Origin of the sequence: Streptomyces sp. NBC_00846 (assembly GCF_045207325.1) — a bacterium.
Taxonomy (GTDB): domain Bacteria; phylum Actinomycetota; class Actinomycetes; order Streptomycetales; family Streptomycetaceae; genus Streptomyces.
Genome location: NZ_CP108846.1, coordinates 858,403 through 883,750, shown reverse-complemented (window position 1 = coordinate 883,750; position 25,348 = coordinate 858,403). Strand labels below are relative to the sequence as shown.

Here is a 25,348-nt window from a genome sequence, read left to right as displayed (position 1 = left end):
GGTAAGGGATCTCATGTCCTTCTTCACCGATCTGGCCCATCAGTACATCGACGGCGAGTGGAGGCCGGGCAAGGGGTCCTGGGACATCATCGACTTCAATCCGTACAACGGGGAGAAGCTCGCCTCGATCACGGTCGCCACGGCCGACGAGGTGGACCAGGCGTACCGGTCCGGCGAGGCCGCGCAGCGGGCATGGGGCGACACCAACCCGTACGCCCGGCGGCTGGTGCTGGAGCGGGCGCTGCGCGTCGTCGAGGAACGTGAGCCCGAGATCAGTGACGCGATCGTCGCGGAACTGGGCGGCACCCGGCTGAAGGCGGCCTTCGAACTGCATCTCGCCAAGGAGTTCCTGCGGGAGTCGATCCAGCTCGCGCTGCGGCCCGTCGGACAGATCCTGCCCTCGCCGACCGAGGGCAAGGAGAACCGCGTCTACCGGGTGCCCGTCGGCGTCGTGGGCGTCATCAGCCCGTTCAACTTCCCGTTCCTGCTGTCGCTGAAGTCCGTCGCCCCCGCCCTGGCGCTCGGCAACGCGGTGGTGCTCAAGCCGCACCAGAACACCCCGGTCTGCGGCGGCACGCTGGTGGCGAAGGTGTTCGAGGAGGCGGGGCTGCCGGCCGGTCTCCTGAACGTCGTGGTCACCGACATCGCCGAGATCGGTGACGCGCTGCTGGAGCACCCCATTCCGCAGGTCATCTCCTTCACCGGCTCGGACAAGGTGGGACGGCACGTCGCCACGGTGTGCGCGGCGAACCTCAAGCGCGCCGTGCTCGAACTCGGCGGCAACAGCGCGCTCATCGTCCTCGACGACGCCGATCTGGACTACGCCGTGGACGCGGCCGTCTTCAGCCGGTACGTGCACCAGGGTCAGGTCTGCATGGCCGCGAACCGGATCCTGGTCGACCGGGCGGTGGAGAAGGAGTTCACCGAGAAGTTCGTCGCCAAGGTCGCTTCGCTGCCGGTCGGTGACCCGGCCGACCCGGAGACCGTGATCGGCCCGCTGATCAACTCCTCGCAGGCCGAGGCCATTTCCTCGCTCGTCGACCAGACCGTCGAAGCCGGTGCGACCGCCCTGCTGCACGGCCGGGCCGACGGCAACCTGGTGAGCCCGTCCGTGCTGACCGGGCTGGCCGCCGATTCCCCCGTCCTCTCCCAGGAGATCTTCGGGCCGGTCGCACTCCTCGTGCCGTTCGACGGTGACGACGAGGCGGTACGGATCGCCAACGACACCCCGTACGGCCTGAGCGGCGCCGTGCACACCGGCGACATCGAGCGCGGGGTACGGATCGGGCAGCGCGTCCACACCGGCATGATCCACATCAACGACGGCACGGTCCACGACGAGCCGATCGTCCCGTTCGGCGGCGAGAAGAGCTCCGGCCTCGGCCGGCTGAACGGCGATTCGATGGTCGACGCCTTCACTACGCAGAAGTGGATCTCGGTGCAGTACGGCCGCTCGCGGTTCCCGTTCTGACCGGTCACCGGATGAGGTGAGCGCGCCCGGCGGGCGGCGTCATGGTCTACTTCGGGGGCGGCTCCTGCCGCCCCCGAAGCAGACCATCGCAGAGAAGTGAACCGCCCGAAGTGCGCCTGAACGACCTCGACGAACGCATCGTCCACGCCCTCGCCGAAGACGCCCGGCGCTCCTACGCGGACATCGGCGCGATCATCGGCCTGTCCGCGCCCGCCGTGAAGCGCCGGGTGGACCGGCTGCGCGCCGAGGGCGCGATCACCGGCTTCACAGTGCGGGTGGACCCGGCGGCGCTGGGGTGGGAGACCGAGGGGTTCATCGAGATCTACTGCAGCCGGAACACGTCGCCGGAGGCGATCAAGCGGGGGCTCGCCCGGTATCCGGAGATCGCCTCGGCGTCCACGGTGACGGGCGAGGCCGACGCGATCGTGCAGGTCTTCGCCGCGGACATGCGCCACTTCGAGCAGGTGCTGGAGCGGATCGCGGGCGAGCCGTACGTGGAGCGGACGAAGTCCGTGCTGGTGCTTTCGCCGCTGCTCAGGCGGTACTCGTCGGGGACGCCCGAGTAGGGCGCCGCGCGGCGGCCGGTGGCCGCCCCGTCCTCGATCGCCGGACGGCCTTGATCCGCGGGCGGGCCGAGACCTGTGTCACCTGCTTGACCTGCGAAGACGTCGAGCGCAATGAATCGCCGTCACCGGCCGTCGGCGCGCAATGGATCGATGGTGTGCGCGCAACGGTCGCGCCTTGTCGGGCCCACGCGGTGGACCGTACCGTCTGGGAGAACGCTGAAGATCTCGGCCCGGCCGAGATCTTCAGCACCCTCCTACGTCCCCGCCCCGCCCGAGGTCAGCCATGTCGCCGTTGCGCACCGCCCTGCTCCAGAACTCCGGACGAACCGGGCACGTGGACGAGAACCTCAAGGTGCTCGACGGAGCGGCGCGGCGGGCTGCGGAGGCCGGGGCCCGGCTGCTGGTCTGCCCCGAGCTGTTCCTGACCGGGTACGCGATCGGGGCCGATGTTCCCCGGCTGGCCGAGCCGGCCGACGGTCCTTCAGCCCGGGCGGTCGCCGAGATCGCCGTACGGCACGGGCTCGCGGTCCTCTACGGCTACCCGGAGCGTGCGGGCGAGAAGATCTTCAACGCCGCACAGCTCATCGGGCCGGACGGCGCGGCGCTCGCGAACTACCGCAAGACCCACCTCTTCGGCTGCTTCGAGCAGGAGTGGTTCACCCCGGGCGAGCAGCCCGTCGTCCAGGCTGAACTCGATGGCGTCCGCATCGGGATCGTGATCTGTTACGACGTCGAGTTCCCGGAGAACGTCCGTGCGCACGCCCTCGCGGGCACCGGTCTGCTGTTGGTGCCCACCGCGGTGATGCACCCCTTCCAGTTCGTCGCCGAGTCCGTCGTGCCGGTGCGCGCCTTCGAGAGCCAGCTGTACGTGGCGTACGTCAACAGGGCTGGCCAGGAAGGCGAGTTCGAGTTCGTCGGGCTGAGCTGCCTGGCCGGTCCCGACGGCGCCGTCCGCGCCCGCGCCGGACGTGGCGAGGAGCTCGTCATCGGTGAGGTCGACCCCGAGTTCCTGAGTGCGTCCCGCGCCGCCAACCCGTATCTGCGCGACCGCCGCCCCGGTCTGTACGGCTCCCTCGTCTGAACCCGTCACCCCGATCCGTCTTTTTGCGCAAGGAGTCCGTACCCCATGACGTCCACGGTGCCCAACGCCGTCCAGCACACCGACGCCACCGAGCCGATCACCATGTTCGGGCCGGACTTCCCCTACGCGTACGACGACTTCCTGGCGCACCCCGCGGGCATCGGGCAGATACCGGCGACCGAGCACGGCGCCGAGGTCGCCGTCATCGGGGGCGGGCTCTCCGGCATCGTCACCGCGTACGAGCTGATGAAGATGGGACTCAGGCCCGTCGTCTACGAAGCGGACGAGATCGGCGGCCGGCTGCGTACCGTCGGATTCGACGGCTGCGGCCCCGAACTCACCGCCGAGATGGGCGCGATGCGGTTCCCGCCGTCCTCTACCGCGCTCCAGCACTACATCGATTTGGTCGGCCTGGAAACGAAGCCGTTCCCCAACCCGCTCTCCCCGGCCACCCCGTCGACCGTCGTCGACCTCAAGGGCACCTCGCACTACGCGCGGACCGTCGACGATCTGCCGCAGGTCTACCGCGAGGTGATGGACGCCTGGAACCGGTGTCTGGAGGAGGGCGCGGACTTCTCCGACATGAACCGGGCGATGCGCGAACGCGATGTGCCGCGCATCCGGGAGATCTGGGCGGAGCTCGTCCACAAGCTCGACAACCAGACCTTCTACGGATTCCTCTGCGACTCCGACGCGTTCAAGTCGTTCCGTCACCGGGAGATCTTCGGCCAGGTCGGCTTCGGTACCGGCGGCTGGGACACCGACTTCCCCAACTCCATCCTGGAGATCCTGCGCGTCGTCTACACCGAGGCGGACGATCACCACCGCTCCATCGTCGGCGGCAGCCAGCAGCTCCCGCTGCGGCTCTGGGACCGCGAACCGCAGAAGATCGTCCACTGGCCGCTCGGCACGTCGCTGTCCTCGCTGCACGGGGGCGAACCGCGCCCCGCCGTGACCCGGCTGCACCGCACCGCCGGAAACCGGATCACCGTCACCGACGCCGCCGGCGACATCCGCACCTACCCGGCCGCCGTCTTCACCGGGCAGTCCTGGCTGCTGCTCTCGAAGATCGACTGTGACGACGCGCTGTTCCCGATCGACCACTGGACGGCGATGGAGCGCACCCACTACATGGAGTCGTCGAAGCTGTTCGTCCCCGTCGACCGGCCGTTCTGGCTGGACCGGGCCGTCGACGGCGGCGGGGAGCCGACCGGGCGGGACGTCATGTCGATGACGCTCACCGACCGGATGACCCGGGGGACGTACCTCCTGGACGACGGCCCCGACCGGCCCGCCGTCATCTGCCTCTCGTACACCTGGTGCGACGACAGCCTGAAGTGGCTGCCGCTCTCGCCGAACGAGCGCATGGACGTCATGCTCAAGTCGCTCGGCGAGATCTATCCGGGCGTCGACATCAGGAAGCACATCATCGGCAACCCGGTGACGGTCTCGTGGGAGAACGAGCCGTATTTCATGGGGGCGTTCAAGGCCAACCTGCCGGGTCACTACCGGTATCAGCGGCGGTTGTTCACGCACTTCATGCAGGACCGGCTGCCCGCCGACCGGCGGGGGCTGTTCCTCGCGGGCGACGACATCTCCTGGACGGCCGGATGGGCCGAGGGCGCCGTACAGACCGCGCTCAACGCCGTCTGGGGCGTGATGACCCGGTTCGGCGGCGCGACCGATGCGACGAACCCCGGCCCCGGTGATGTCTTCGACGACATCGCCCCGGTCGAACTCCCGGAGGACTGAAGGCGGTTCGGTATTACGCGGGTCGGCAGACGCTGCGCTGCCGGCCCAGACCCGAGATCTCGACCTCCATCACATCGTCCGGACCCAGGTAGGGGAAGCGGCCGGACAGCGCCACACCCTGCGGGGTACCGGTGTTGATGACGTCGCCGGGCTCCAGCACCAGGTACTGCGACAGGTGGTGCACCAGATGCGCCACGCTGAAGATCATGTCCGCGGTGCTGGAGTCCTGTCGCGGCTCCCCGTTGACGTAGCTGCGCAGCCGCAGCTGCTGAGGGTCACCGACCTCGTCGGCCGTCACCAGCACCGGGCCCAGCGGGTTGAACGTGGCGCAGCTCTTGCCCTTGGACCACTGGCCGCCCGACTCCTCCAGCTGGAAGGCGCGTTCGGAAATATCGTTGCTGACGGCGTAGCCCGCGATGTGCGCGGCGGCGTCGGCGGGGGAGTCCAGGTAGGAGGCGCGGCGGCCGATGACGACGGCCAGCTCCACCTCCCAGTCGGTCTTCTTCGAGCCGCGCGGGATCAGCACGTCGTCGTACGGGCCGACGATCGTGTTCGGCGACTTGTAGAAGAGGATCGGCTGCTCGGGCGGCTCGCTGCCCGATTCCGCCGCGTGCGCCGCGTAGTTCTGGCCGATGCAGAGCAGTGCGGAGGGGCGGGCCACCGGGGCGCCGATCCGCTGACCCGTGATGTCGATTCCGGGGAGCGCCGGTTCGGCGGGGACCAGGCGCGGATGGTCGGCGAGCGCGGCGAGGAACGCGCCGTCGATGTCGTCGGTGATGCCGGACAGGTCGTGGTGACGGCCTTCGGGGCAGACGGCAACCGGGCGCTCATGGCCCGGTTCGCCGATGCGCATCAGTCGCATGAGGGTGAACTCTCCTGACAGGTGGGGGTGTTGAGGGTCGGAACTGTTCCGGTCGGCAGAGGGCTTTTGGCCAACGCAGCGAGCGTGCGTGCTGGGCGGCGCGACGGGGCAAAGCTTGCCGGGAGGGGCACTAGTGCAGCCGGGTGAGGGCGTCGGCGGTGACGGCGTGGACCGGGGGGCGGCCGGCGAGCAGCCGCAGCACCTCGTTGACGGCGCTCATGCCGAGCCGCTGCCGGCATTCGACGCTGCCCGCCGCCTGGTGCGGGGTGAGCAGCACGTTCGGCAGGGAGCGGAACGGGTGGCCGGCGGGCAGCGGCTCGGCGTCGAAGACATCGATGGCCGCGTCCAGCCGGCCCGACGACACCTCGGCGAGGAGCGCGTCCTCGTCGACCAGCCACGACCTGGCGGTGTTCACCAGGCCCGCCCCGTCCGGCATCAGCGCCAGTTGCTCGGCGCCGATCATCCGGCGGGTCTCCTCGGTGACCGGCGCGTGCACGGCGACGATCCTGCTGTGCGACAGCAGGGTCCGAAGCGGTACGGAGCGCACGCCGAGCGCCTCGGCGTCCGCGTCGGAGAGGTAGGGGTCGGTGACGCTCACCCGCGCCCCCATCGCCCGGACCAGGGCGATGTAGGCGCGTCCGGTACGGGAGGCGCCGATCACGCCGATGTCGCTGCCGTGGATCTCGTGACGGGGCGGGGCCTCGCTCGCCGCCGCCCACTCCAGCCCGCCGCGCAGCGCGTGGTCGAAGCGCTGGATGCGGTGGAGCAGCGAGAGCGTGAACGCGAGCGCCACCTCGGCGACCGGGCGGGCCATCTCGTCCCCGGCCTGGGTCACCAGGATGCCCCGCCGGAACACCTCCTCGGTGACATAGGGGGCGACCGCCGAACCGGTGTGCGCCACCAGCTCCAGCCGGTCGGCCGAGGCGAGGAGTCCGGCGTCCACCAGGGGCGCGCCCCACGAGGTGATCAGCGCCCGGGCTCCGGGCAGCGCCGCGGTCACCGCCGCCCGGTCGCGATGGTCGTCCAGGACCGTCAGCTCCGCCGCCCGCTCCACCTCCCGCCACACCTCGGCGGTGAAGAACTGGGCCCGCAGGCCCGGCGGTACGGCGACGACCACCCGGGAACGGTCGGCAGGGTCAGGAGAGCCAGGCATCGAGGTGCTCCGCAACGAAGGCGTCATCGGTCAGCCAAGGGTAGGCCGCGGCCACCCGGCTGATCTCCTGCGCCTGGCCGGGGGAGAGCGTCTCGGCCGGGTCCAGGCACCGGATGTTCGCCAGCAGTCCCTGGCGGCGCAGCACTTCGTGCACCCCGGCGATGCAGCCGCGGAACGCGCCGCGCACATCGAAGACCGCGCTGTTGGCGTCGGTCAGTTCGGAGCGGCGCGCCAGGCAGCGCAGCATCGCCTCGTGGTCCCCTCCGCGCGCCTTGCGGACGTCGTCGAGGAGGGTCACCGCGGAGGTCGTCCAGACGGCCCACTGGCCGAGGAGGCCGCCCGCGAACCAGCGCGGCGTGCCGCCGGCCGTCTCGTACGGGGTGAGCAGATCACCGATGATGTCGTCGTCGTTGCCGGTGTAGAGCGCCACCTCGTCGGCACGGTCCGCGGCGGCCACCGCCCGTACGACGTCGGCTGTGCGGTACCGGTCGAACGGGGCGATCTTCACCGCGGCCGTGTTCGGCAGGTCGGTGAACGCGGACCAGAAACCGGGCGACAAGTACCGTCCGCCGACGGCCTCCTGGAGGTAGAAGCCGATCACCGGCAGCACTTCGCCGACCGCCCGGGCCCGCTCCAGCAGACCCTTCTCGTCCGCACCGGGCACGGCCGGGCTGAGCAGCACCGCGTCGTAGCCGAGCCCGGCGGCGGTCTCGGCCTCGGAGACGGCCTGCGCCGTGTATCCGCAGGCCCCGGCGACCTTGATGAACGGGCGTCCGGCCTCGGCGTCGATCGTCTCGGCGGCGAGCTCCAGGACCGGCCGGAACAGGCCGACCTCCGGTTCACGAATCTCGAACTGGGTGGTGTGTACGGCGACGGCGACCCCGCCCGCGCCCGAGGCGAGGTAGTAGCGGGTCAGCGCTCGCTGCCTGCGCTCGTCGAAGGAGCCGTCGTCGTGCAGGGCGAGCGGGTGCGCGGGGATCACGGAGCCATGGGCGAGTGCGTCCAGCGTGCCGGAGCGGGCGGGGGCGGACGGGAGGGAGGGAGTGGACATGGGGTGGATCAGAACCTTCCGTCACGGACCTGGAACTTGGTGGGCTTGCCGGAGAGCGGCAGCCCGCGGCGCAGCCAGTCGGCCTGCCACTCGACGAGGGTGCGCAGGGCGACGTCCGGGTAGCCGAAGAGCGCGTGGCAGCGGCTCGCGTCGGAGAGCAGCGCGGTCGGCGCCTCCTCGCCCTCGAAGAGCGGCTCCTTGCCGAACTCCTCGCCGAACCACTGGGCGATGCGGCGCACCGAAGCGGTCTCCGGGCCGGTGAGGTTGAGGGTGAACGCCTCGCCGTCGGTGGCGTGCAGCAGCGAGCGCAGGGCGACCTCGTTGGCGTACCCCTGCCACACCACATTGGCATGACCGGTCGTCATATCGACGGGCTCGCCCGTCTGGACCCGGTGGGCGATGTCGGCGAGGACGCCGTAGCGCAGGTCGACCGCGTAGTTGAGGCGGATGTTGGCGACCTTGGTGCCCCGGGTCAGCGCCGCGTGGCCGAAGATCCGCTCCCGGCCCAGGCACGACATGGCGTACTCGCCGACCGGGCCGACCGGGTCGCTCTCGGTGCAGCCGCCGGAGGAGACGGGCACCAGCGGGTACACATTGCCGGTGGAGAACGCGGCGATCCGCGCCCCCGACCAGCGGCGCGCCACCCGGTCCGGCATGGCGGCGTTGACCGCCCAGGCGTGCGAAGGGGCCCCGGCGGAGCCGAACTTGGCGCCGACCATGAAGACGACGTTCCCGGCGTCCGGCAGTCCGGCCAGATCGGCGGCCGGGTCCATCAGGTCGAAGGCCACGGTGGAGACCCCGGCGGCCTCCAGCTCGTCGGCGGCGGACTTGTCGGACCAGCGGGAGACCGCGTACACGGTCACGTCCTGGCGGCCCGCGGCGTCCAGCGCCCGCCGGGCCAGCCGGCACAGGCTGGGGCCCATCTTGCCGCCGGCGCCGAGCACCAGCAGATCGCCTTCGAGGCGGCCGAGATCGGCGACGAGTACGGGGGAGGGGGTGGCGAGCCGCTCTTCGAGCGCGGCCTCATCGGTGAACATTCGTAGCTATCCCTTGATTCCGGACGCGGTGACGCCCTCGGTGAAGTAGCGCTGGCCCACCATGTACGCGGCGAAGATGGGCACGAACGCGATGACGGAGCCGGAGAGCACCACGTTGAGCGGCACGTTCTGCTGCTGGAGCGAGGCGATGCCGACGGTGAGGGTGCGCATGTCGGTGGACTGGCCGATGACCAGCGGCCACAGGAAGTCGTTCCAGTGCCACAGGAAGACGAAGACACCGAGCGTGGCCAGGATCGGCTTCAGCAGCGGCAGCACGATCCGGTAGAAGATCTGCCACTCGTTGCAGCCGTCCAGCCGGGCCGCCTCGAACAGTTCGTCCGGCAGCCCCTGGATGAACTGACGCATCAGGAACACCGCCTGGGCGTTGGCCAGGGTCGGCACGATCAGACCCCAGTACGTGTCCACGCCGCCCAGCTTCGCGATCATCGCGAAGGTCGGGATCATCGTGACGTGGTACGGGACCATCACCATCGACAGGAATGACCAGAACATCGTCTCCCGGCCCGGGAAGCGCTTCTTGGCGAAGGCGTATCCGGCGAGCGAGGCGAGCAGCAGCACGCCGACGACCGAGACGACCGAGTAGATCAGCGTGTTGAACAGCCAGCGCGGCACGTCCTGGGAGTTCATGACGGTGTCGTACGCCTCGCCGGTCAGCGGCCACGGCAGCAGACTTCCGGGGAACTCGACCGCCGCGGACGGCTTCAGGGAGAGCACGACCATCGCGTAGAACGGGAAGATCGTCACGATCGCGGCCACCGTCAGCAGCGCGGCGCGCGCGATCCGGCCGGCCGGGGTGGCGCGCATGCCGTACGGGACGCTGTCCTGCTCGGACAGCTTGCGCAGCTTGCGTTCGGCCCGGCGCGCGGCCCGGTCGGGTGCCGCGGGAGCCTTGCTCGCGGGAGGGGTCTCGGTCTCTGCGGGTGCTGCGGTCATGGTCACTGGTCCTTCCCGATCACGAGCCGCTGGATCACCGCGACCACCACGGTCAGCACGAAGAGCGCGACACCGATGGCGGAGGCGTAGCCCAGGTCGAAGTACTTGAAGCCCGCGTCGTAGAGCTGGAAGACGAGCGTGTAGCTGGCGTTTGCGGGGCCGCCGCCGGTCATCGTGTAGACGGCGTCGAAGACCTGGAACGAGGCCGTCGTCTCGATCACCGCGAGGAAGAACAGGGCGGGCTTGAGCTGCGGCAGCACGATGTACCGGAACCGCTGCCAGGGGCCCGCGCCGTCGGTGAGGGCCGCCTCCTCCAGCTCCCTCGGGATGTCCTGCATCCGGGCCAGCAGGATGAGCATCCCGTACCCGAAGCGGGACCAGACGCCGACGATCGCGAGCGCCGGCAGCACCAGCACGTCGTCCGAGAGCCAGGAGCCCTCGGACATGCCGAACCAGCCCATCAGCGTGGACCACGGGCCGCCCGTCGAGAAGATCCAGACGAAGACGGTGGCGGCCAGCACCAGCGAGGTGACGACCGGCAGGAAGAACACCGAACGGAAGAACTTGGCGCCGCGGAACGCGCGGCGGGTGATCAGTGCCAGGGACACCGACGCGATGAGCGTGCCCGGCACGGCGAGAACGGTGTAGAGGACCGTGACCTTCAGCGCCTGCCAGAACAGCGGGTCGTCCCACAGGCGGGTGAAGTTGTCCAGCCCGACGAAGCTGCCGCCGCCGGTCAGGGTGTAGTCGGTGAAACTCATCAGCACACCGGCGACACCCGGGCCGAACCGGAAGGCCAGGAAGAGCAGGAAACACGGAAGGACGAAGAGCAGGCCGATCCGGGCCTCGCGGCGCGCCTGCGGCCCGCTGCGACGGCCCCGGCGGCGGGTGGGTTCCGCGACGACTGCCACGGGGATCTCCTTGCGGTACGGGGGAATTGCGGGGGGTCGGGGGAAATGCCCCAGGGGTGCGGGGCCGGGGTCCGGCTGCGGCCGGACCCCGGCCCCGCGCGTGATCAGCGGCCGAGCATCGCCTGCGCGGCCTTCTGCGCGGCGTCCAGCGCCTCCTGCGGGCTCTTCTTGCCCAGCAGTGCCGCCTGGATCTCCGGCGCGAGCACGCCCTGGACCTCACGGGCCTTGTCCTGGAGCGGGCCCACGGTCATGCTCGGCAGCGTCGTGCCGACCGCCGTCTGAAGGGCGTCGTCCGGGTACAGGTCGCCGCCGGACTTGCGGGCCGGGAAGTAGCCCGCGGCCTTCTGCAGACCGGCCGCGTTCTTCGACTCGGCGACGAAGTTCAGCCAGTCGCCGGTGTTCTTCTTGTCGGCGCCCTTGAGCATCGACAGGGCGCCCACGGTGCCGTAGCCGACCGACTTGACGTCCTTCAGCGGCGGCTGGACGACGATGTTCTCTTTGCCCCAGAACGGCTCGACGTCGGCCGGGGTGTTCTGCCAGGTGCAGGCGATCTTGCCCTTGGCGGTCGGGGTCTGCTCCAGCTTGGGCGTGGTGGTGACCAGGTCCTTGTCGGTGTAGCCGCCGTCGACGAGCTTCTTCAGGTACGTCAGCGCCTTGACGCCGGCCGCGTCGTTGAAGGTGACGTTCTTGCCGTCCTCGGAGAAGACGTCGCCGCCGGCCTGCCACAGCAGCGGGTAGAAGGTCATGTTGAGTGTCTGCTGGGTGTCGCCGTAGTAGGTGGTGGCGTAGTAGCCCTTCTCCTTCAGCTTCGGGGCCAGTGCCTCCAGCTCCGCCCAGCTCGTCGGGTAGTTCTTCTCGCCGATCGCGGCGAACACCCGCTTGTCGCAGATCAGCGGGTTGGCGCTGGTCAGGATCGGGGTGGCGAGGGCCTTGCCGTCGACCGTGACGGACTTCAGCGCGAAGTCCGTGTAGTCCGACTTGGCATCGGCCGGCATGTAGTCGTCGGCCGGGACGATGCTCTTGGCGTACTTCGGCAGCTGGTCCGGGATCAGGTAGACCGCGTCCGGGCCCTTGCCGGAGGCGATCGCGGTGGCCAGCGCGGTGTCGCGGTTGGCCCACGGGAAGGTCTCCACCTTCACCTTGACGCCCGAGTGCTCCTTCTCGAACGCCTTGACGAGACCGTCCCAGTACGCCTTGTTCTTGGCCTCGTCGAAGATGACCGGGTAGGTCCACATGGTCACGGTGTTGTCGTCGCTGCCGGAACAGCCGGCCAGCACACCGGCGGCGAGCGCGGTGGCCAGGACGGGCGCGGCGACGGCACGGACTCTGGAACGGCGGGTGAGGAGACGGGACATGAGGTGGTCCTCCGAGGACGTGAGGGTGGGGCCGGGAAGAGGGGGTGTCACTGGGCCGGGACCGTCTGCACGGTGCCGGTGTGCCGGGCACGTTCGGCGGCGAACGCCGCGAGATGACTGCCGAGCGAGGTGGCGGGACCGGAGCGGACGGCCCCGGCGTCGCCGGTGGCGACGGCGGTGACGAACGCCTCGACGAGCGCGGCGTCCCCGCCGCCGTGCCCGTCGGCCGCGTTCGAACCGGACGCGCCGAGTTCATGGACGGTGGACTCACCGGTCCGGAAGTCCTGCACGGTGACCCGCTCACCGTCACCGATGAGCCAGCCGTGCGAGCCGAAGATCCGGGTCTGCCGGTGCGTCTGCTCGGTGAAAGCCACCATCTGGAAGGTCGCGGTCACCCCGTCCGTCAGCTGCATCGCGAGGACCTGGTGGTCGACCACGTCGTTGTCGCCGCGGTACGCGCAGACGCCGTACGGCCCCTCGCGCAACGCCCGCACCAGTCCGGCCTCGTCGGTCGCCTCGGTGACATGGGTGACCGGCCAGACCGCGCCCTTCTCGCGCAGCGTCGGCATGTACAGCTTCAGCGCGCTGTACGGGCAGCCGGACTCGACCGCACAGTCGAGGCAGCGGTCGGCGGACCCGGCCGGGGCGTTCTCCGGGCGGAAGTGCTTCAGCCCGCCGAAGCTCGAAACCTGCTCGATCCGGCCGCCCATGACGTACGTGATCCAGTCCAGGTCGTGGCAGGACTTGGCGAGCAGCATCGGGGAGGAGTCCTTCTCGCTGCGCCACGGCCCGCGCACATAACTGTGGGCGTAGTGCCACCAGCCGACCGGCTCCAGATGGTCGAGGGAGACCAGCTGACCGAGCACGCCGGAGTCCACGACCTCCTTCACCAGGTCGGTGTACGGGGTGTACCGCATGACATGGCACACCGCGAAGAGGACCCCGGCCCTCTCCACACCCTCGACGATCCGCCGGGTCTCGTCCTCGGTCGGGGCGAGGGGCTTCTCGGCGAGGATCGCGTATCCGGCCTCGGCCAGGGCCAGTACCGGCTCCACATGGAAGCGGTCCTGGGTGGCGACGACGACGGCGTCGGCGATGCGGTTCTCGACGAGCGGGCGCCAGTCGTTGAACTCGACGGGCGCACCGGCGGCGGCCCGCGCCGCGGGGCGCGGATCGGCGACGGCGACGAGTTCGGCGCGCTCGGGGTGCGCCTTGATCCACTCGGCGTACGTCAGACCGCGGTTGCCGGCGCCGACGAGCGCGACCCGTACGGGCCGGCCGTTGATCGGGGTATGCGTGGACACGGGGAATCCCTGGTGCTCGATGGGTTGGGGCCTTTCGTCCGGATCAGGCCGGATCGGAGAGCGGGGTCGGGTGCGTGCGCTCGCAAGGCGGAGGAGGGAGCCATGGCGGAGCCGATGGGGTCTCCCCCGTTGGGGAAGACCGACGACAACGCCGCGAGCGTGCGTGCCGGACCCCGCGAGCCAGGCATGATCCGAACGGGAGGTCCCAAGGTGGTCAGAAGCGCAGCGTGGCGGCGGTGTGGGCGACGCGGTCGCCCTCGTCCGGCAGCGCGGTGCGCTCGGTGCCGTCCTCGACGCAGCCGGTGTGCAGCAGATGGCTGGCGGTGCCGCCGAACGCCGCGGGCCGCAGTTCGAGCCGGCCGCCCGTGAAGGTGGAGCCGGTGGCCCGGTAGCGGTTGGGGCCCTCGGTGACCAGCACGTGGGCGGTGCCCTTGGGCGCGGCCGAGTCGAGGCCGGTGAGCTGCCAGTCGACGGTGCGTCCGGAGCCGGTACGGGCGAGCAGGGCGCCGTCCTTGTTGGTGCCGGACAGCCGCGTGCCGTCGACGCGCAGCCGCTGGTCCTTCGCCGAGGTCAGTTTCAGTCCGGTGTCGCGGAGTTCGCCGCCGAGGACGGTGATGTCGGCGTGCGCGAGCGAGACCGGTGCGGTGTCCTTGGAGCCGGTCAGCGTGCACTGGTCGATGACGAGCGGCCCGGTGCCGTTGAAGACCGCGCCGTCGACGCCCTTCAGCGTGTTGCGCTGGAGGGTGAGCGGGACGGTCACATTGGCCTGGGTTATCTCCGCGCCCGGCGCGAAGGCGAACGAGGAGTCGGCGATCACATTGGGACGGGTGGACAGGTCCGAGGCCCGGGAGACGATCAGCGGACCGGTGGCCGTACAGCCGCGCATCTGCACCCCGTCGGCGTTGACCCAGAGCATGCCGGAGCCGGCCAGGGACTTCTTGCCGATGACCAGGACGTCCTCCAGCGTCAGATCGGTGATCTTGACGCGGGCCACGAACCAGGAGCAGGCGTGCCGGCGGACGGTGATCCGCTTGGCCCTGCCACCCCAGGCGGCACCGGAGTTGGCGAACGTCATCAGGCCGGAGTTGCCGGTGTAGACGAGGTCGTGCTCGAACTGTCCGTGCGTCACGAACGGGCCTTCGTCGTCACCGTCGCCGTGGCAGTTGGTGACATAGCAGTACGCGGAGGCCGTGAAGTCGTTGAGATGACGGGCGTTGGACGTGTGACAGTCCTCGACGTGCCCGTACAGGCAGTAGATCTGCTGGGTGAGATAGCCCGCGCCGCCGTACGTGACGGACTTGGGGTTGGTCAGCGAGCACTGCTCGGTGCGGTAGTACGTGCACCAGCGGCGCATCACGACCGGCCAGAAGGTGCCGATGGCCTCGATCCCGGAGACGTCGCAGCGCACCGCGTACTCGAAAGCGACCGGGTGCGAGCCGGTCATCTCGTCCTCGCCCCAGCCCTCGAAGACCATGTTGCGGACGTGGGCGCGGTCGACGGGCTCGACGCGGGTCCAGGTGAGGGTGCGGCCGGCGGCCAGGTCCCAGCCGATCTGGTAGTTGACCCGGATGTGCGCCGAGTCGACGACATCGGTGACCTGGACGAGGCGCTGGATCTCCTTCTCGTACCGCCCCGACAGGGCATTGATCTCCACCGCCCACCACTGGCCGACGGCGAACTTCGACGAGTCGCCGACCTCGAAGAGATCCGAGAGGTCCGGCATCGCCGTGCTCAGCGTGTGCTTGACGGTGGTGTCGGTGACGGTGCCGCGGAAGGAGAGGACGGCGCCGAAGGGGTTGTCGTGGGTGTTCTTCTCGATGCCTTCGGTGCGCATGCGGTGGCCGCCGAAGTCGAGTTCGATGTTCGAGCGGTTGAAGAGGTGGCGCTTGGTGAGGAGGAGGTCGGTGTGGGCTTCGATGCGGTGGACGCTCTTGTCGGCGATCATCGCGTCGAGTGCGGCGTCGGCGGGGGTTTTGGCGTCGAAGTGGCCGAAGGTGCGGAAGTCGAGGGTGCCGGTGTGGAGCTGGAGCCAGCGGCCCGTTGCGGTTCCTTCGGGTGCGAGGACCGTGCCGCCGTTGTGTGCGGCGGTGGACTTCTTGTCCCAGCGGACGGCCATCGCGCCGCCGTCGCCGGGGGTGTGGTAGCCGGCGAGGAGGACGTGGGTGCCGTCGTCGAGCGGCTTGGTGTTCAGTGCGCGCAGCTCGGCGACCGTGCCGACGCGCAGTACGTCGCCCGTGTGTGCGGGGGCGGCCTGCGCCGAGCCGGTGGCCACGGCCGAACCGGCCATCACGAGACCGGCCAGTCCCGAAGCCCGCAGCAGAGCGCGACGGGACGAGGCAGAGGTGGGGTGGTGCGGAACGCTCATGCGGACTTCGCCTTCCGAGAAGTGCCGAGAATGAGGGAGCGTTCCTGCGATGGACTGCCATGGGCGGATGGCTGAAAAGGGTCCGGCCGTCGGATGTTCACGACGCGGTGGGCAGGCGTCGGAAGCGGACCGGAAGGGGGTAAATCGCCGGTGACGGGTGAGTGTCACCGGGGTTGGCAGGGAACCTACGGCGGGATATGCCGATCGGTCAAGACCCGAATCCGTCGGAATGCGGCGTGCCGGTGTCGGATGCGGCGTCCTCCGCGTCGTCGATCCAGCCCAGCGAGCGGCTGATCCGCCGTGCCGCGTCCCGTACCTGGCCGCCCAGCTCCTGGTATCGCCAGGCCGGCAGACCGAGCTTGAGGCCGGTGATGGAGATGGCTCCGGCGCACTCCGAACGGTCGTCGAAGACCGGCGCGCCGATGCAGATGATGCCCTCGGCGTCCTCCTCGTCGTCCAGGGCGTAGCCGACCCGGGCGATGTCGCGCAGATGCGACAGGAAGGTGGCCGGGTCGGTGATCGTGCGGGACGTGCGCCTGGGCAGCCCGAACCGTTCGACGACCGCGGCGGCCTGGCTCTGCGGCATCGCGGAGAGCAGCGCCTTGCCCAGGCCCGTGCAGTGCGGCAGCTCGCGCTGGCCCATCCGCAGATCGAGCCGGACGCGCTGGTCGAGCTCGACCTGGTCCACGACTACCGCATGGCCGTCCTCGGGTACCGCGAGCCTGGACGCCATGCCGGTGGTCCGGGTGAGCTCGCGCAGGACCGGGTGGGCGACCCCGCGCAGCGACACCTGGGAGCGGGCCCGGTCGCCGAGCCGGGCCAGGCTCATGCCGAGCCGGTAGCGGCGGTTCATGCCCTCGCCGTCGTCGGAGACGAGGCCGTAGGCACGCAGTGTCTGGAGCATGCCGAAGGCGGCGCTCTTGGAGATCGAGCAGGCCTGGCCGACCTCCGTGACGCTCAGGCCGTTCCCCTGTGCGGGGGCGGCGAGCGCTTCGAGGATGTCCGCTGCCCTGGCCACGCTCTTGACCCAGTACTTCGGTTCTTCTGGGGCAGCACTGTTCGTCATAGCAGAACAGCCTAGTGCCTTCAGGGAGGCCGGGAGGCGCGTTCTCCGTGAAGGAATCCGGGGAATCGGGTTTACCGAGCCGGAAAGGGGGTTGACCGGCCCAGGTGCCGCACGTAATATCCAGCACTGTTCTGCTCTACAGAACAGTGTTCGGAAAACTGAAACGCACCACCCAAGCACCACGGATCACCCTCTTCCTGCGGCGACTGCCGGGCGGATGGCGCCAGGGACTCGCAGGCCGGGCAGGGCCTGCGGAAACCGACGACTCTCGACGCAAGGAGCAAGCGATATGAGTTCAGGCCCGGTAGGCAACGAATCCGGAGCCCGACTCGCCGAGCGCGCCCGCAAGGTCGTACCCGGCGGCGTGAACAGCGGTCAGCGCAGCGTTCCCGGACTGACCGACCTGGTCGTCACCGGGACCGACGGCGCACGGTTCCGTACCGCCGACGGACGCGAGTACACCGACTTCCACTCGGCGTTCGGCCCGCCGCTGCTCGGACACAACGACCCCGACGTGGCCCGCGCCACCGCCGAGGCCGGCGCCACCCTCGGCCACATGGGCGTCGGCGTCACGGAGGGCGAGGTAATCCTCGCCGAACAGCTCACCGAGCTGATCCCGTCGATCGAGAAGGTGCTGCTCACCAGCACCGGCAGCGAGGCCACGTTCCACGCGCTGCGCGTCTCCCGGGCCGCCACCGGCCGCCGCCTGGTCGTCAAGTTCCAGGGCTGCTACCACGGCTGGCACGACGCGGTCAGCCTCAACGTCATCTCCGCCCCCGAGAAGGTCGGCGCCCACGACCCGATCTCGACCGGCATCCTGCCCGAGGTCCTCGAAGCCACCCTCGTCCTGCCCTTCAACGACAGCGAGGCCGTCCGCCGCACCTTCGCCGAGCGCGGATCCGACATCGCCGCCGTCATCGTCGAGCCGGTCCCGCACAACGTCGGCGCGCTCCTGCCGTACCAGGAGTTCCTCACCACGTTGCGCGAGGAGACCACCAAGGCCGGCAGCGTCCTGATCTTCGACGAGGTCATCACCGGCTTCCGCCACGACACCGGCGGCTGGCAGAAGATCTCCGGCGTCACCCCCGACCTCACCACCCTCGGCAAGGCCATCGCCAACGGCGCCCCCGTCGGCGCGATCGGCGGCCACGCCGACCTGATGGACCTCTTCTCCACCCGCCCCGGCGCCCCCGCCTTCTTCGCCGGTACGTACAACGGCCACCCGTCCGTCGTCGCCGCCGCTCTCGCCACCCTGCGCAAGCTCCGCGAGGAGCCGGTCCACGAGCACGTCTTCCGGCTCGGCGACCGCGTCCGCAGCGAACTGACCGGACTGTACGAGCGCCTCGGCGTCCCCGCCGTCGTCACCGGCTACGGCTCGGTCTTCGTCAGCTACTTCATGCCGGGCGAGACCCCCCGCACCTACGCGGACCTGCTGAACAACGACGCCTCGCTCTTCGTCGGCTACCGCCGAAAGCTCCTCGACCACGGCCTGTTCGAGCTGCCGCTCAACCTCAAGCGCAGCCACATCAGCTACGCCCACACCGACGCCGACGTGGACCGCCTGATCGAGGGCACCGAGGCCGCGGTCAAGGCGGTCCTCGCCGACGGCGGCGCCCGCGACCTGGAAAACACCTCCACCATGGGCGGAGCGATCCGCTGATGCTCACCGTCAACCGCACCCGCCCCGCCGGCCCCGCCGGACGGATCACCCGGGTCGAGACCCTGATGCTCGGCACCTCCTGGCGCGACTTCGGCTACGTCCGGGTGCACACCGACGAGGGCCTGTCCGGCGTCGGCGAGATCACCCACCCCTACCGGGTCCGCGAGGTCTGCGCGCTCACCGAGGCACTGGCGCAGCGCCACCTCATCGGCGCCGACCCCTTCGACATCGAGGAGCTCTGGCTCCGCGTCTACCAGGGCGACTTCCTGCGCGGCGGCGACATGGGCGGCATCGCGCTGTCCGGCCTCGACCAGGCGATGTACGACCTGATGGGCAAGGCGCTCGGCGTCCCCGCCTACCGGCTGACCGGCGGCGCCTGCCGGGACGACGTACGCGTGTACGCCAACGGCTGGTACACCGGCGAACGCGAGCCCGAGACCTTCGCGGCCAAGGCGAAGGAGACCGTCGCGAAGGGCTTCACCGCCCTCAAGTTCGACCCCTTCGGTCCCGGCCTGCACGAGCTGGAGCGCGCCGAACTGCGCCGCTCCGTCGACCTGGTGGCGGCCGTCCGCGAGGCCATCGGACCGGACGTCGACCTGTTCATCGAGGGCCATGCCCGGTTCGCCATGCCGACCGCCGCCCGCCTCGTGCGGGAGCTGGAACCGTTCGACATCGGCTGGTTCGAGGAGCCGATGCCCTGGACCCACATCGAGCGCTACGCGGAACTGCGCCAGCGCGCCGCGTTCCCCATCTCCGGCGGCGAGCACTTCCACAACCGCTACGAGTACAAGCAGCTCTTCGCCACGAACGCGGTCGACATCATCCAGCCCGACCTCTCCATGGCCGGCGGCTTCACCGAGGTCAGGAAACTCGCCGCGATCGCCGATACCCACGGCATGCTCGTGGCCCCGCACAACTCCAACTCGCCGCTCTGCACCACCGTCTCGGTCCATGCGACGCTCGGCATCCCCAACTTCAAGATCCTCGAAACCTTCGACGGGCTCCTGGAGGACTACGTCTTCGACGCCCTCAAGGGCACCCTTCCGATCGTCGACGGCCGCATCGGCCTGCCGACCGCCCCGGGGCTCGGTGTCGAGCTCGTCGACGAGGTCTTCGAGGAACACCCGCCCAGCCACCGCTTCTGGAACATGTTCGCGGACGGCTGGGAGAAGCGGAACCGGACATGATCGTCGACGTCCACTCACATCTCTTCCGGCACAGCCACGACTTCACCGACCCGTTCAAGTCCGACTCCGCCCGGGCCCACGCGGGCGAGGTCGACCTCACGGTGAAGTGGGAGGAGTACGCCGCCACGGCCCCCGAGGGCACCCGCACGATCGTCGTCGGGGGCAAGGCGCGGCGCAGCGGTCTCTGGGTCGACGACGCGGCCGTCGCCTCGTACGCCGGAGCGCACCCCGACCTGCTGATCGGCTACCTCTCCCTCGACCCCACCCAGCCCGGCTGGCAGGACGAACTCCGCTACGGCCACCAGGAACTGGGCCTGCGTGGCATCAAACTGATGCCGATGTACGCGGGCTTCGACCCGGCCGCCGAGGAGTACGACGAGCTGTACGGCTACGCCGAACGGCACGGCCTCCCGCTCCTCGTGCACACCGGCACGACCTTCGTGTCGAACGCGCCGCTGGAGTGGGCGATGCCCCGCCACCTGGACGCGGTCGCCATCCGCCACCCCGAACTGCGGATGGTCCTCGCCCACCTCGGCCACCCCTTCGAGGGCGAGTGCATCGCGGTCATCCGCAAGCACCCGCACGTGTACGCGGACATCAGCGCCCTGCACTACCGGCCCTTCCAGCTCTGGCACAGCCTCCGGCTCGTCCAGGACTACGGGGTCTTCGACAAGCTGATGTTCGGCAGCGACTACCCGTTCACGACGGTCGACGACTCGGTGAAGGGGCTGCGGGAGATCGCCCGCATCCCGGGCATCCCCGGACTGCCACCGCTCGACGTGGACGCGGTGGAGGAGATCGTCCACCGGCCGTCGCTGGACCTGCTGGGCCTGAACGGCTGACCTGCCGTTCCCACGGACCTGCCGTTCCCACGGACCTGCCGTTCCCACGGACCTGCCGTTCCCACGGACCTGCCGGTACGGCGTACGGGCCCACCCCCCTGAGCCTCGTGCCCCGTACCGGCAGTGGGGCCGCCGCGCTCCACCCTGTGTCCCTTGCGCGGCGGCCCACCCTTCTTTCGTACGTCTCCGCCTGGAGGAACCCCCGCCATGACCGCAGCCGTCCCGCCCCGCGGAACCGACCGCTTCGACCTGACCGCCCGCACCGCGGTCGTGACCGGAGCCGCCCGCGGCCTCGGCCGGTCCTTCGCCGTCGCTCTCGCCGAGGCCGGCGCCGACCTGGTCCTCGTCGACCTGCCCGGTGCCGACGGCGTCGCCGAGACCGCCGCGGCGATCGAGGCGCTCGGCCGCCAGGTCCGCACCTATGGACAGGATCTCGCGGACATAGAGGCGCTGCCCGGCTTCGTCGACGTCGTGCGCGCCGAGGCCGGACCGCTGCACATCCTGGTCAACAACGCGGGAACGGCGGCGCTGGAACGCTTCAACGAGATCACCCCGGCGAGCTGGTCGCACATCATGCGGGTCAACGTCGACGCCGTCTTCTTCCTCAGCCAGCGCGTCGCTGAACACATGACGGCCGACTCCGTCGCCGGCCGCATCATCACCATCACGTCGAAGAACGCCCTGGTGGCGGAGGCGGGACTGGCCCACTACAACGCCTCCAAGGCCGCCGCGCAACTGCTCACCGAAACCCTGGCGGTCGAACTCGCCCCGCACGGCATCACCGCCAACACCCTCGCCCCCGGCATGGTCGAGACGCCCATCGACGGCGAATTCCCCTTCGACCGGGAGGCCTTCGAGTCCGCGTACCGCGAGCGGATCCCCCTCGGCCGGTACGCGCAGCCCGACGAATGCGTGGGCGCGTTGCTGCTGCTCGCCTCGGACGCCGGGGCGTACCTCACCGGGGCGCGCATCGTCGTCGACGGGGGAGTGCTGGCCGACCAGATGCCGCGGATGCGCTTCATGCCGCCGTACCGCAACACGATCTGACCGCGACCGACCGGCAGTCGGTCCTCATCGAGCACGCATCGACACCGCGAGGAGCCCCTCCGCCATGTCCGTCAATGCACCGTCCCCAGCCTCGTCCTCCGCCTCGTCCCGTCGCACTCTGCTGCGGGCTTCGGGGCTGGCCGGTCTCGTGATGGCCGGTTCGGCCGTGGCCACCGGCTCGGCGCAGGCCGCCCCCGCGCACACGGGCGACGTACTGCGCGTCGGCACGGTCGCCGAGCTGCGCGCACTGAACACCAAGCCGCTCGACGACGGCACCCACGTCCTCCTCGCCGGCTACCACACCCCCGGCGACGGCGGCGCGATGGCCGTCCGCTGGGACAAGAAGTCCACCGCCGCACACAACGGCGGCACGGTCCTCGCCCCCGAAGGAACCGCAACGGGCCGCTGGCTCCAGCTCCACACCGGCACCCTCGACTTCCGCACCTTCGGCCACTTCGACGCCAAAGCCCCCGCCGACGCCGCACTCGACGCGATGATCGCCGACAAGAGCGTCCACCGCATCGAAGCCCACACCGACCTCCTCCTCACCAAGCGCCACCTCTTCAACCGCTCGAACATCGAACTCGACTTCGGCGGCCACCGCATGCGCACCGAAGGCATCGAGAAGAACACCCACGACAACCCCTTCGGCGCCGTCCTCTCCTTCCGCGGCACCGTCACCGACACCACCGTCAAGCACACGCTCTCCGGCAAGGTCATCGAACTCACCGACACCTTCCCGGTCCCCGACGCCAAGGGGTTCGAGGTCGGGCAGTGGTGGGCCGTACAGGTCGACCCGGTCGCGGGCGGCGGCGGTGACGAACGCGAGCTGCAGAAGCTGGTCGAGATCACCGAGATCATCGACGCGACCCACATCCGGATCGGCTACCTCAACGGCTGGGAACTCGCCGCGGGCCGCACCCTCACCTGGACCCGCGTCGAACCGGTCCGGGGCACCCACATCCGTAACCTGGTCTTCGAAGGTGCCGGCCCCGACGAGTACACCGGCTCCCACCCCGTCAGCTTCGAGTACGCCGTCGGCTGCGACGTCTCCGGAATCCATGCCACCGGCTCCTTCTGGCCGGTCATCATGCGCCGCTGGTGCACCCGCTTCCGTACCGAGGACTGTTCGCTGAAGAACCCGCCCACCGTCGAGTACGGCGGCGCGGGCTATCTCACCCAGCAGATCTACTGCCTGTACGGACGGGTCGCGGACTGCACGACCAGCAACGTCCGCCATCTCAACGACCTCACCGCCTCCGCCTACTGCACCGTCGTGAACTGCCACGGCGACGGCGACGACGCGGGTGGTAACCCCTTCACGACCCACGGGCAGTACGAGCACGACCTGCTCTTCGACGGCAACTCCGGACTGATGGACATCGCCAACTCCGGTGCGCAGTGGGGAATTTCCGCCAAGCGCATCACCGTACGCCGACACGTCTGTTCCTGGTTCACCGCCAACACCAGGATCACCGATCTGACGCTCGAAGACATCACGGTGATCGCGCGCCCCACCTTCGACCAGGCCGGCACCCTCACCGTCAACGCCGACGGAGCCCAGGTCCGCGGCTGCACCGCCAAGACCTTCGCGGTCGCCCAGCGCTCCGCCCGCTCCACCCGGCCGACCACCATCAGCGACTGCTCCTTCGAGCCGCCCGCGGGAGCCGTCCTCGTCCAGACCCCGGTCACCGCTCCTGTGCACTTCATACGCTGCACCTTCAAGGGCGTCGACGGCGCGATCCTGCGCGGTGCGGGGCCCGTCCACTTCACCGACTGCACCGTCACCGGCGCCGAGAACGCCGCCCCGCTCTCCGTCGGCTCGGCGGACCTGCGGATCGACGGCGGCACCTACGACAACACCGGCATCGAACTCAGCGCCGTACGCGACCAGCGGCTCACCGTCACCGGCGGCACCCGCCTCACCGGCAGCAACAAAACCAAGGCGCTGCTCGGCCGGGCGGCCGGCCCGGGAAGGGTGACCTGGGACATCACCGCGCTCAGCAGCGCCGCCTCCGCACCGGACACCGCCCACATACGCATCACCGACGGCACGAACCACTACGCGGCCACCGGCAGCCGCTTCACCGGCGGCACGCTCCACCTCGCCCCGGACGCCCTGGCCTCGGTTCTGCACACCGCGTGCGTGGAGGACGGTACGACGCGCGGCGCGATGCCCGCGAACGGTGACTCGGTGCGCACGGACGGGAACCTGACCCTGTGACCGCCGTCATCCGGACCATGACCGCGGCCGACGAGGCGCCCCTGGCCGCCCTGTGGCAACGGTGCTTCGACGCCCCGCACATCGCCGCCCTGCACGCCCTCGATCCGGACCGCCACCGGCACACGTTCGTCGCGCAGAACGGTCCGGGAGGTGGGATCGACGCGGTCGTCGTCTACGTACCCCGGCTGATCCGCGACGCGCACGGAACCCCGCAGCGGGTCGGCGGTATCGGCAGCGTCGCCACCCGCCCCGAGGCCCGCGGGCAGGGGCTGGTGCGGCGGCTGCTGGTGGCGGCGGAGCGCACCATGACGGCCGAACAGTGCGCTTGGTCCCTGCTGTTCACCGGTACGCCCGGGGTCTACCGGGGCTCGGGATGGCAGGAGTTCGGCAGTACCTACACCGAGGGAACGCTGGCTGCCCCGGCAGCCTCCGGGACGTTCCGGGTCCGCGAGACCGCCGCGCGGGACACCGCGGAGGTGGCCGCCCTGCACCACGCGTACAACGCGAACAGGCCGCTCAGCTCGTTGCGGGCGCCCGAGGACTGGTCGGTGCGGGTGCCCGCCTGGTACGGCCCGGTCGAGCGGTCGCTCGTGGCCGAGGACCCCGCGTCGGGGGCGTTGGCCGGCTGGATCGTGGCCCAGCACGTGGGCCCGTACGTGGAGGTGCGCGAGTTCGCGGGCGCGCCCGAGTGCCTGGGCGAGCTGTTCGCCGCAGTCGGCGCACGGGGCCGTGGCGCGGGGCTGAGCCGGGCCCGGGTCCGGATTCCCGACGGCCCCGGGGTCCGGGCGGCACTGCCGGCGCTGCTGGCGGAGTCCCGGCCGGTGGAGGAGCACGTGGGCATGGCGCGCCCGCTGCACGCCACCGCCGAATCCGTCCGGGCCACGGTCACGGCGCCCGGCGCGGTCCACTGGTACGGCGACTGCTTCTGAACAATGTGCGCGGTGATGCCGGCCGGCGCGAATTGCAGCGGCCGTACACCGGGATGGTGCCGGTACTGGAACAGCGGACGCCGGCAGTCGGGCGGCCGTCTCCCCGCCGCCGCGGCGTCGACCGCCGGAGCAGCGTGAGCAGTTGATGCGCCTGCTGGACACATTTGCGTCGCCTGACTACGGCGTGTGTCGAAGTGGATCTAGCGCGTGAGGTGATCTCGGTTTGTGGCGCGTGGAGATCTGACGGATGCCCGGTGGGTAGTGCTGGAGTTGCTGTTGCCGAAGGGCGGGAAGGCGGGACGGCGCCCGCCTTCCTCGATCGCCCGTAGCCAAGGGTTCGCCATGGACGCGACTGTATCGAGCCGCAGGTTCGCCCAGGTCAATGCATACGCGCCCTAGTGCTCCAGCCCGCTACGCTTCCCCCGCCAAGTCGTTGACCAGCACGAATGAAGAAGTCCGGCCGGAGCATTGGGCGGCGAATTGGCCTGATGGCGCAAATGCTCTGATACTTGGCTCATATGAACCATTCCG

General features: G+C 70.2%; 20 protein-coding genes and 1 pseudogene. 10 read left to right on the top strand and 11 right to left on the bottom strand.

The window, feature by feature from the left end:
- Positions 1-13 precede the first annotated feature (13 nt).
- From OG936_RS04070 to OG936_RS04055, 4 genes are all read left to right on the top strand, one after another.
- A complete protein-coding gene (locus tag OG936_RS04070; protein WP_266745075.1) occupies positions 14-1,471 on the top strand; it encodes an aldehyde dehydrogenase family protein in 1,458 nt (485 codons plus the stop codon).
- 110 nt (positions 1,472-1,581) lie between these two features.
- The gene (locus OG936_RS04065) at positions 1,582-2,037 is read left to right on the top strand and encodes an Lrp/AsnC family transcriptional regulator (protein ID WP_266745074.1); all 456 of its coding nucleotides are present in this window, start codon (positions 1,582-1,584) and stop codon (positions 2,035-2,037) included.
- A 283-nt stretch (positions 2,038-2,320) separates the two neighbouring features.
- Positions 2,321-3,118 (top strand): carbon-nitrogen hydrolase family protein, encoded by a 798-nt coding sequence (locus OG936_RS04060; protein WP_406492613.1) that lies wholly within the window; start codon positions 2,321-2,323, stop codon positions 3,116-3,118.
- Positions 3,119-3,163: 45 nt separating this feature from the next.
- Positions 3,164-4,870, top strand: a complete 1,707-nt coding sequence (locus tag OG936_RS04055; RefSeq protein WP_406492611.1) for a flavin monoamine oxidase family protein — start codon at positions 3,164-3,166, stop codon at positions 4,868-4,870.
- Positions 4,871-4,883: 13 nt separating this feature from the next.
- On the opposite strand, the gene OG936_RS04050 is transcribed toward OG936_RS04055, so the two are convergent.
- The 10 genes from OG936_RS04050 to OG936_RS04005 all read right to left on the bottom strand — a co-directional run bounded on the left by OG936_RS04050 (position 4,884) and on the right by OG936_RS04005 (position 16,928).
- Complete coding sequence (locus tag OG936_RS04050) at positions 4,884-5,732, bottom strand: fumarylacetoacetate hydrolase family protein (protein ID WP_406492609.1); 849 nt, start codon at positions 5,730-5,732, stop codon at positions 4,884-4,886.
- Between the two features lie 130 nt (positions 5,733-5,862).
- On the bottom strand, positions 5,863-6,885 hold the full coding sequence (locus OG936_RS04045) for a hydroxyacid dehydrogenase (protein ID WP_406492607.1): 1,023 nt from the start codon (positions 6,883-6,885) through the stop codon (positions 5,863-5,865).
- Complete coding sequence (locus OG936_RS04040; RefSeq protein ID WP_406492605.1) at positions 6,869-7,936, bottom strand: dihydrodipicolinate synthase family protein; 1,068 nt, start codon at positions 7,934-7,936, stop codon at positions 6,869-6,871. The genes OG936_RS04045 and OG936_RS04040 overlap by 17 nt, the downstream gene beginning before the upstream one ends.
- 8 nt (positions 7,937-7,944) lie before the next feature.
- A complete protein-coding gene (locus OG936_RS04035) occupies positions 7,945-8,973 on the bottom strand; it encodes an NAD-dependent epimerase/dehydratase family protein (protein WP_383753358.1) in 1,029 nt (342 codons plus the stop codon).
- A 6-nt stretch (positions 8,974-8,979) separates the two neighbouring features.
- Complete coding sequence (locus OG936_RS04030) at positions 8,980-9,927, bottom strand: carbohydrate ABC transporter permease (protein ID WP_406492603.1); 948 nt, start codon at positions 9,925-9,927, stop codon at positions 8,980-8,982.
- Between the two features lie 2 nt (positions 9,928-9,929).
- On the bottom strand, positions 9,930-10,838 hold the full coding sequence (locus OG936_RS04025; protein WP_383753353.1) for a carbohydrate ABC transporter permease: 909 nt from the start codon (positions 10,836-10,838) through the stop codon (positions 9,930-9,932).
- Positions 10,839-10,942: 104 nt separating this feature from the next.
- Positions 10,943-12,193 carry an ABC transporter substrate-binding protein gene (locus OG936_RS04020; RefSeq protein ID WP_406492601.1) on the bottom strand — a complete coding sequence of 417 codons (1,251 nt, stop codon included), beginning with the start codon at positions 12,191-12,193 and terminating at the stop codon, positions 10,943-10,945.
- A gap of 47 nt (positions 12,194-12,240) precedes the next feature.
- Complete coding sequence (locus OG936_RS04015) at positions 12,241-13,497, bottom strand: Gfo/Idh/MocA family protein (RefSeq protein ID WP_406492599.1); 1,257 nt, start codon at positions 13,495-13,497, stop codon at positions 12,241-12,243.
- Between the two features lie 214 nt (positions 13,498-13,711).
- Entirely contained in the window at positions 13,712-15,862 is a 2,151-nt protein-coding gene (locus OG936_RS04010; protein WP_406492598.1) for a peptidase C14, read from the bottom strand.
- Between the two features lie 208 nt (positions 15,863-16,070).
- Positions 16,071-16,928 (bottom strand): IclR family transcriptional regulator, encoded by an 858-nt coding sequence (locus OG936_RS04005; RefSeq protein ID WP_406492596.1) that lies wholly within the window; start codon positions 16,926-16,928, stop codon positions 16,071-16,073.
- Between the two features lie 289 nt (positions 16,929-17,217).
- On the opposite strand from OG936_RS04005, the gene OG936_RS04000 reads away from it, so the two are divergent.
- The 6 genes from OG936_RS04000 (at position 17,218) to OG936_RS03975 (ending at position 24,817) form a co-directional block, all read left to right on the top strand.
- On the top strand, positions 17,218-18,588 hold the full coding sequence (locus tag OG936_RS04000; protein WP_406492595.1) for an aspartate aminotransferase family protein: 1,371 nt from the start codon (positions 17,218-17,220) through the stop codon (positions 18,586-18,588).
- Complete coding sequence (locus OG936_RS03995; protein ID WP_383764780.1) at positions 18,588-19,775, top strand: mandelate racemase/muconate lactonizing enzyme family protein; 1,188 nt, start codon at positions 18,588-18,590, stop codon at positions 19,773-19,775. The genes OG936_RS04000 and OG936_RS03995 overlap by 1 nt, the downstream gene beginning before the upstream one ends.
- Positions 19,772-20,617: an amidohydrolase family protein gene (locus OG936_RS03990; protein ID WP_383764777.1), complete on the top strand. Its 846-nt coding sequence runs from the start codon at positions 19,772-19,774 to the stop codon at positions 20,615-20,617. Before OG936_RS03995 ends, OG936_RS03990 begins: the two co-directional genes overlap by 4 nt.
- Before the next feature lie 207 nt (positions 20,618-20,824).
- A complete protein-coding gene (locus OG936_RS03985; RefSeq protein WP_406492593.1) occupies positions 20,825-21,664 on the top strand; it encodes an SDR family NAD(P)-dependent oxidoreductase in 840 nt (279 codons plus the stop codon).
- A gap of 64 nt (positions 21,665-21,728) precedes the next feature.
- A complete protein-coding gene (locus OG936_RS03980; RefSeq protein ID WP_406492591.1) occupies positions 21,729-23,888 on the top strand; it encodes a peptidase C14 in 2,160 nt (719 codons plus the stop codon).
- Complete coding sequence (locus tag OG936_RS03975; protein WP_406492590.1) at positions 23,885-24,817, top strand: GNAT family N-acetyltransferase; 933 nt, start codon at positions 23,885-23,887, stop codon at positions 24,815-24,817. The genes OG936_RS03980 and OG936_RS03975 overlap by 4 nt, the downstream gene beginning before the upstream one ends.
- Positions 24,818-24,819: 2 nt before the next feature.
- Here OG936_RS03975 and OG936_RS03970 read toward each other — a convergent pair.
- Positions 24,820-24,942: pseudogene (locus OG936_RS03970) on the bottom strand (DUF5995 family protein); the annotation flags it as partial.
- Positions 24,943-25,348 lie beyond the last annotated feature (406 nt).

Bases quoted from the DNA above. Each gene is read 5' to 3' on its own strand.
- OG936_RS04070 (WP_266745075.1), top strand. From the start codon at position 14: ATGTCCTTCTTCACCGATCTGGCCCATCAGTACATCGACGGCGAGTGG.
- OG936_RS04060 (WP_406492613.1), top strand. From the start codon at position 2,321: ATGTCGCCGTTGCGCACCGCCCTGCTCCAGAACTCCGGACGAACCGGG.
- OG936_RS04055 (WP_406492611.1), top strand. From the start codon at position 3,164: ATGACGTCCACGGTGCCCAACGCCGTCCAGCACACCGACGCCACCGAG.
- OG936_RS04050 (WP_406492609.1), bottom strand. From the start codon at position 5,732: ATGCGACTGATGCGCATCGGCGAACCGGGCCATGAGCGCCCGGTTGCC.
- OG936_RS04045 (WP_406492607.1), bottom strand. From the start codon at position 6,885: ATGCCTGGCTCTCCTGACCCTGCCGACCGTTCCCGGGTGGTCGTCGCC.
- OG936_RS04040 (WP_406492605.1), bottom strand. From the start codon at position 7,936: ATGTCCACTCCCTCCCTCCCGTCCGCCCCCGCCCGCTCCGGCACGCTG.
- OG936_RS04035 (WP_383753358.1), bottom strand. From the start codon at position 8,973: ATGTTCACCGATGAGGCCGCGCTCGAAGAGCGGCTCGCCACCCCCTCC.
- OG936_RS04030 (WP_406492603.1), bottom strand. From the start codon at position 9,927: ATGACCGCAGCACCCGCAGAGACCGAGACCCCTCCCGCGAGCAAGGCT.
- OG936_RS04020 (WP_406492601.1), bottom strand. From the start codon at position 12,193: ATGTCCCGTCTCCTCACCCGCCGTTCCAGAGTCCGTGCCGTCGCCGCG.
- OG936_RS04010 (WP_406492598.1), bottom strand. From the start codon at position 15,862: ATGAGCGTTCCGCACCACCCCACCTCTGCCTCGTCCCGTCGCGCTCTG.
- OG936_RS04005 (WP_406492596.1), bottom strand. From the start codon at position 16,928: ATGACGAACAGTGCTGCCCCAGAAGAACCGAAGTACTGGGTCAAGAGC.
- OG936_RS04000 (WP_406492595.1), top strand. From the start codon at position 17,218: ATGAGTTCAGGCCCGGTAGGCAACGAATCCGGAGCCCGACTCGCCGAG.
- OG936_RS03995 (WP_383764780.1), top strand. From the start codon at position 18,588: ATGCTCACCGTCAACCGCACCCGCCCCGCCGGCCCCGCCGGACGGATC.
- OG936_RS03990 (WP_383764777.1), top strand. From the start codon at position 19,772: ATGATCGTCGACGTCCACTCACATCTCTTCCGGCACAGCCACGACTTC.
- OG936_RS03985 (WP_406492593.1), top strand. From the start codon at position 20,825: ATGACCGCAGCCGTCCCGCCCCGCGGAACCGACCGCTTCGACCTGACC.
- OG936_RS03980 (WP_406492591.1), top strand. From the start codon at position 21,729: ATGTCCGTCAATGCACCGTCCCCAGCCTCGTCCTCCGCCTCGTCCCGT.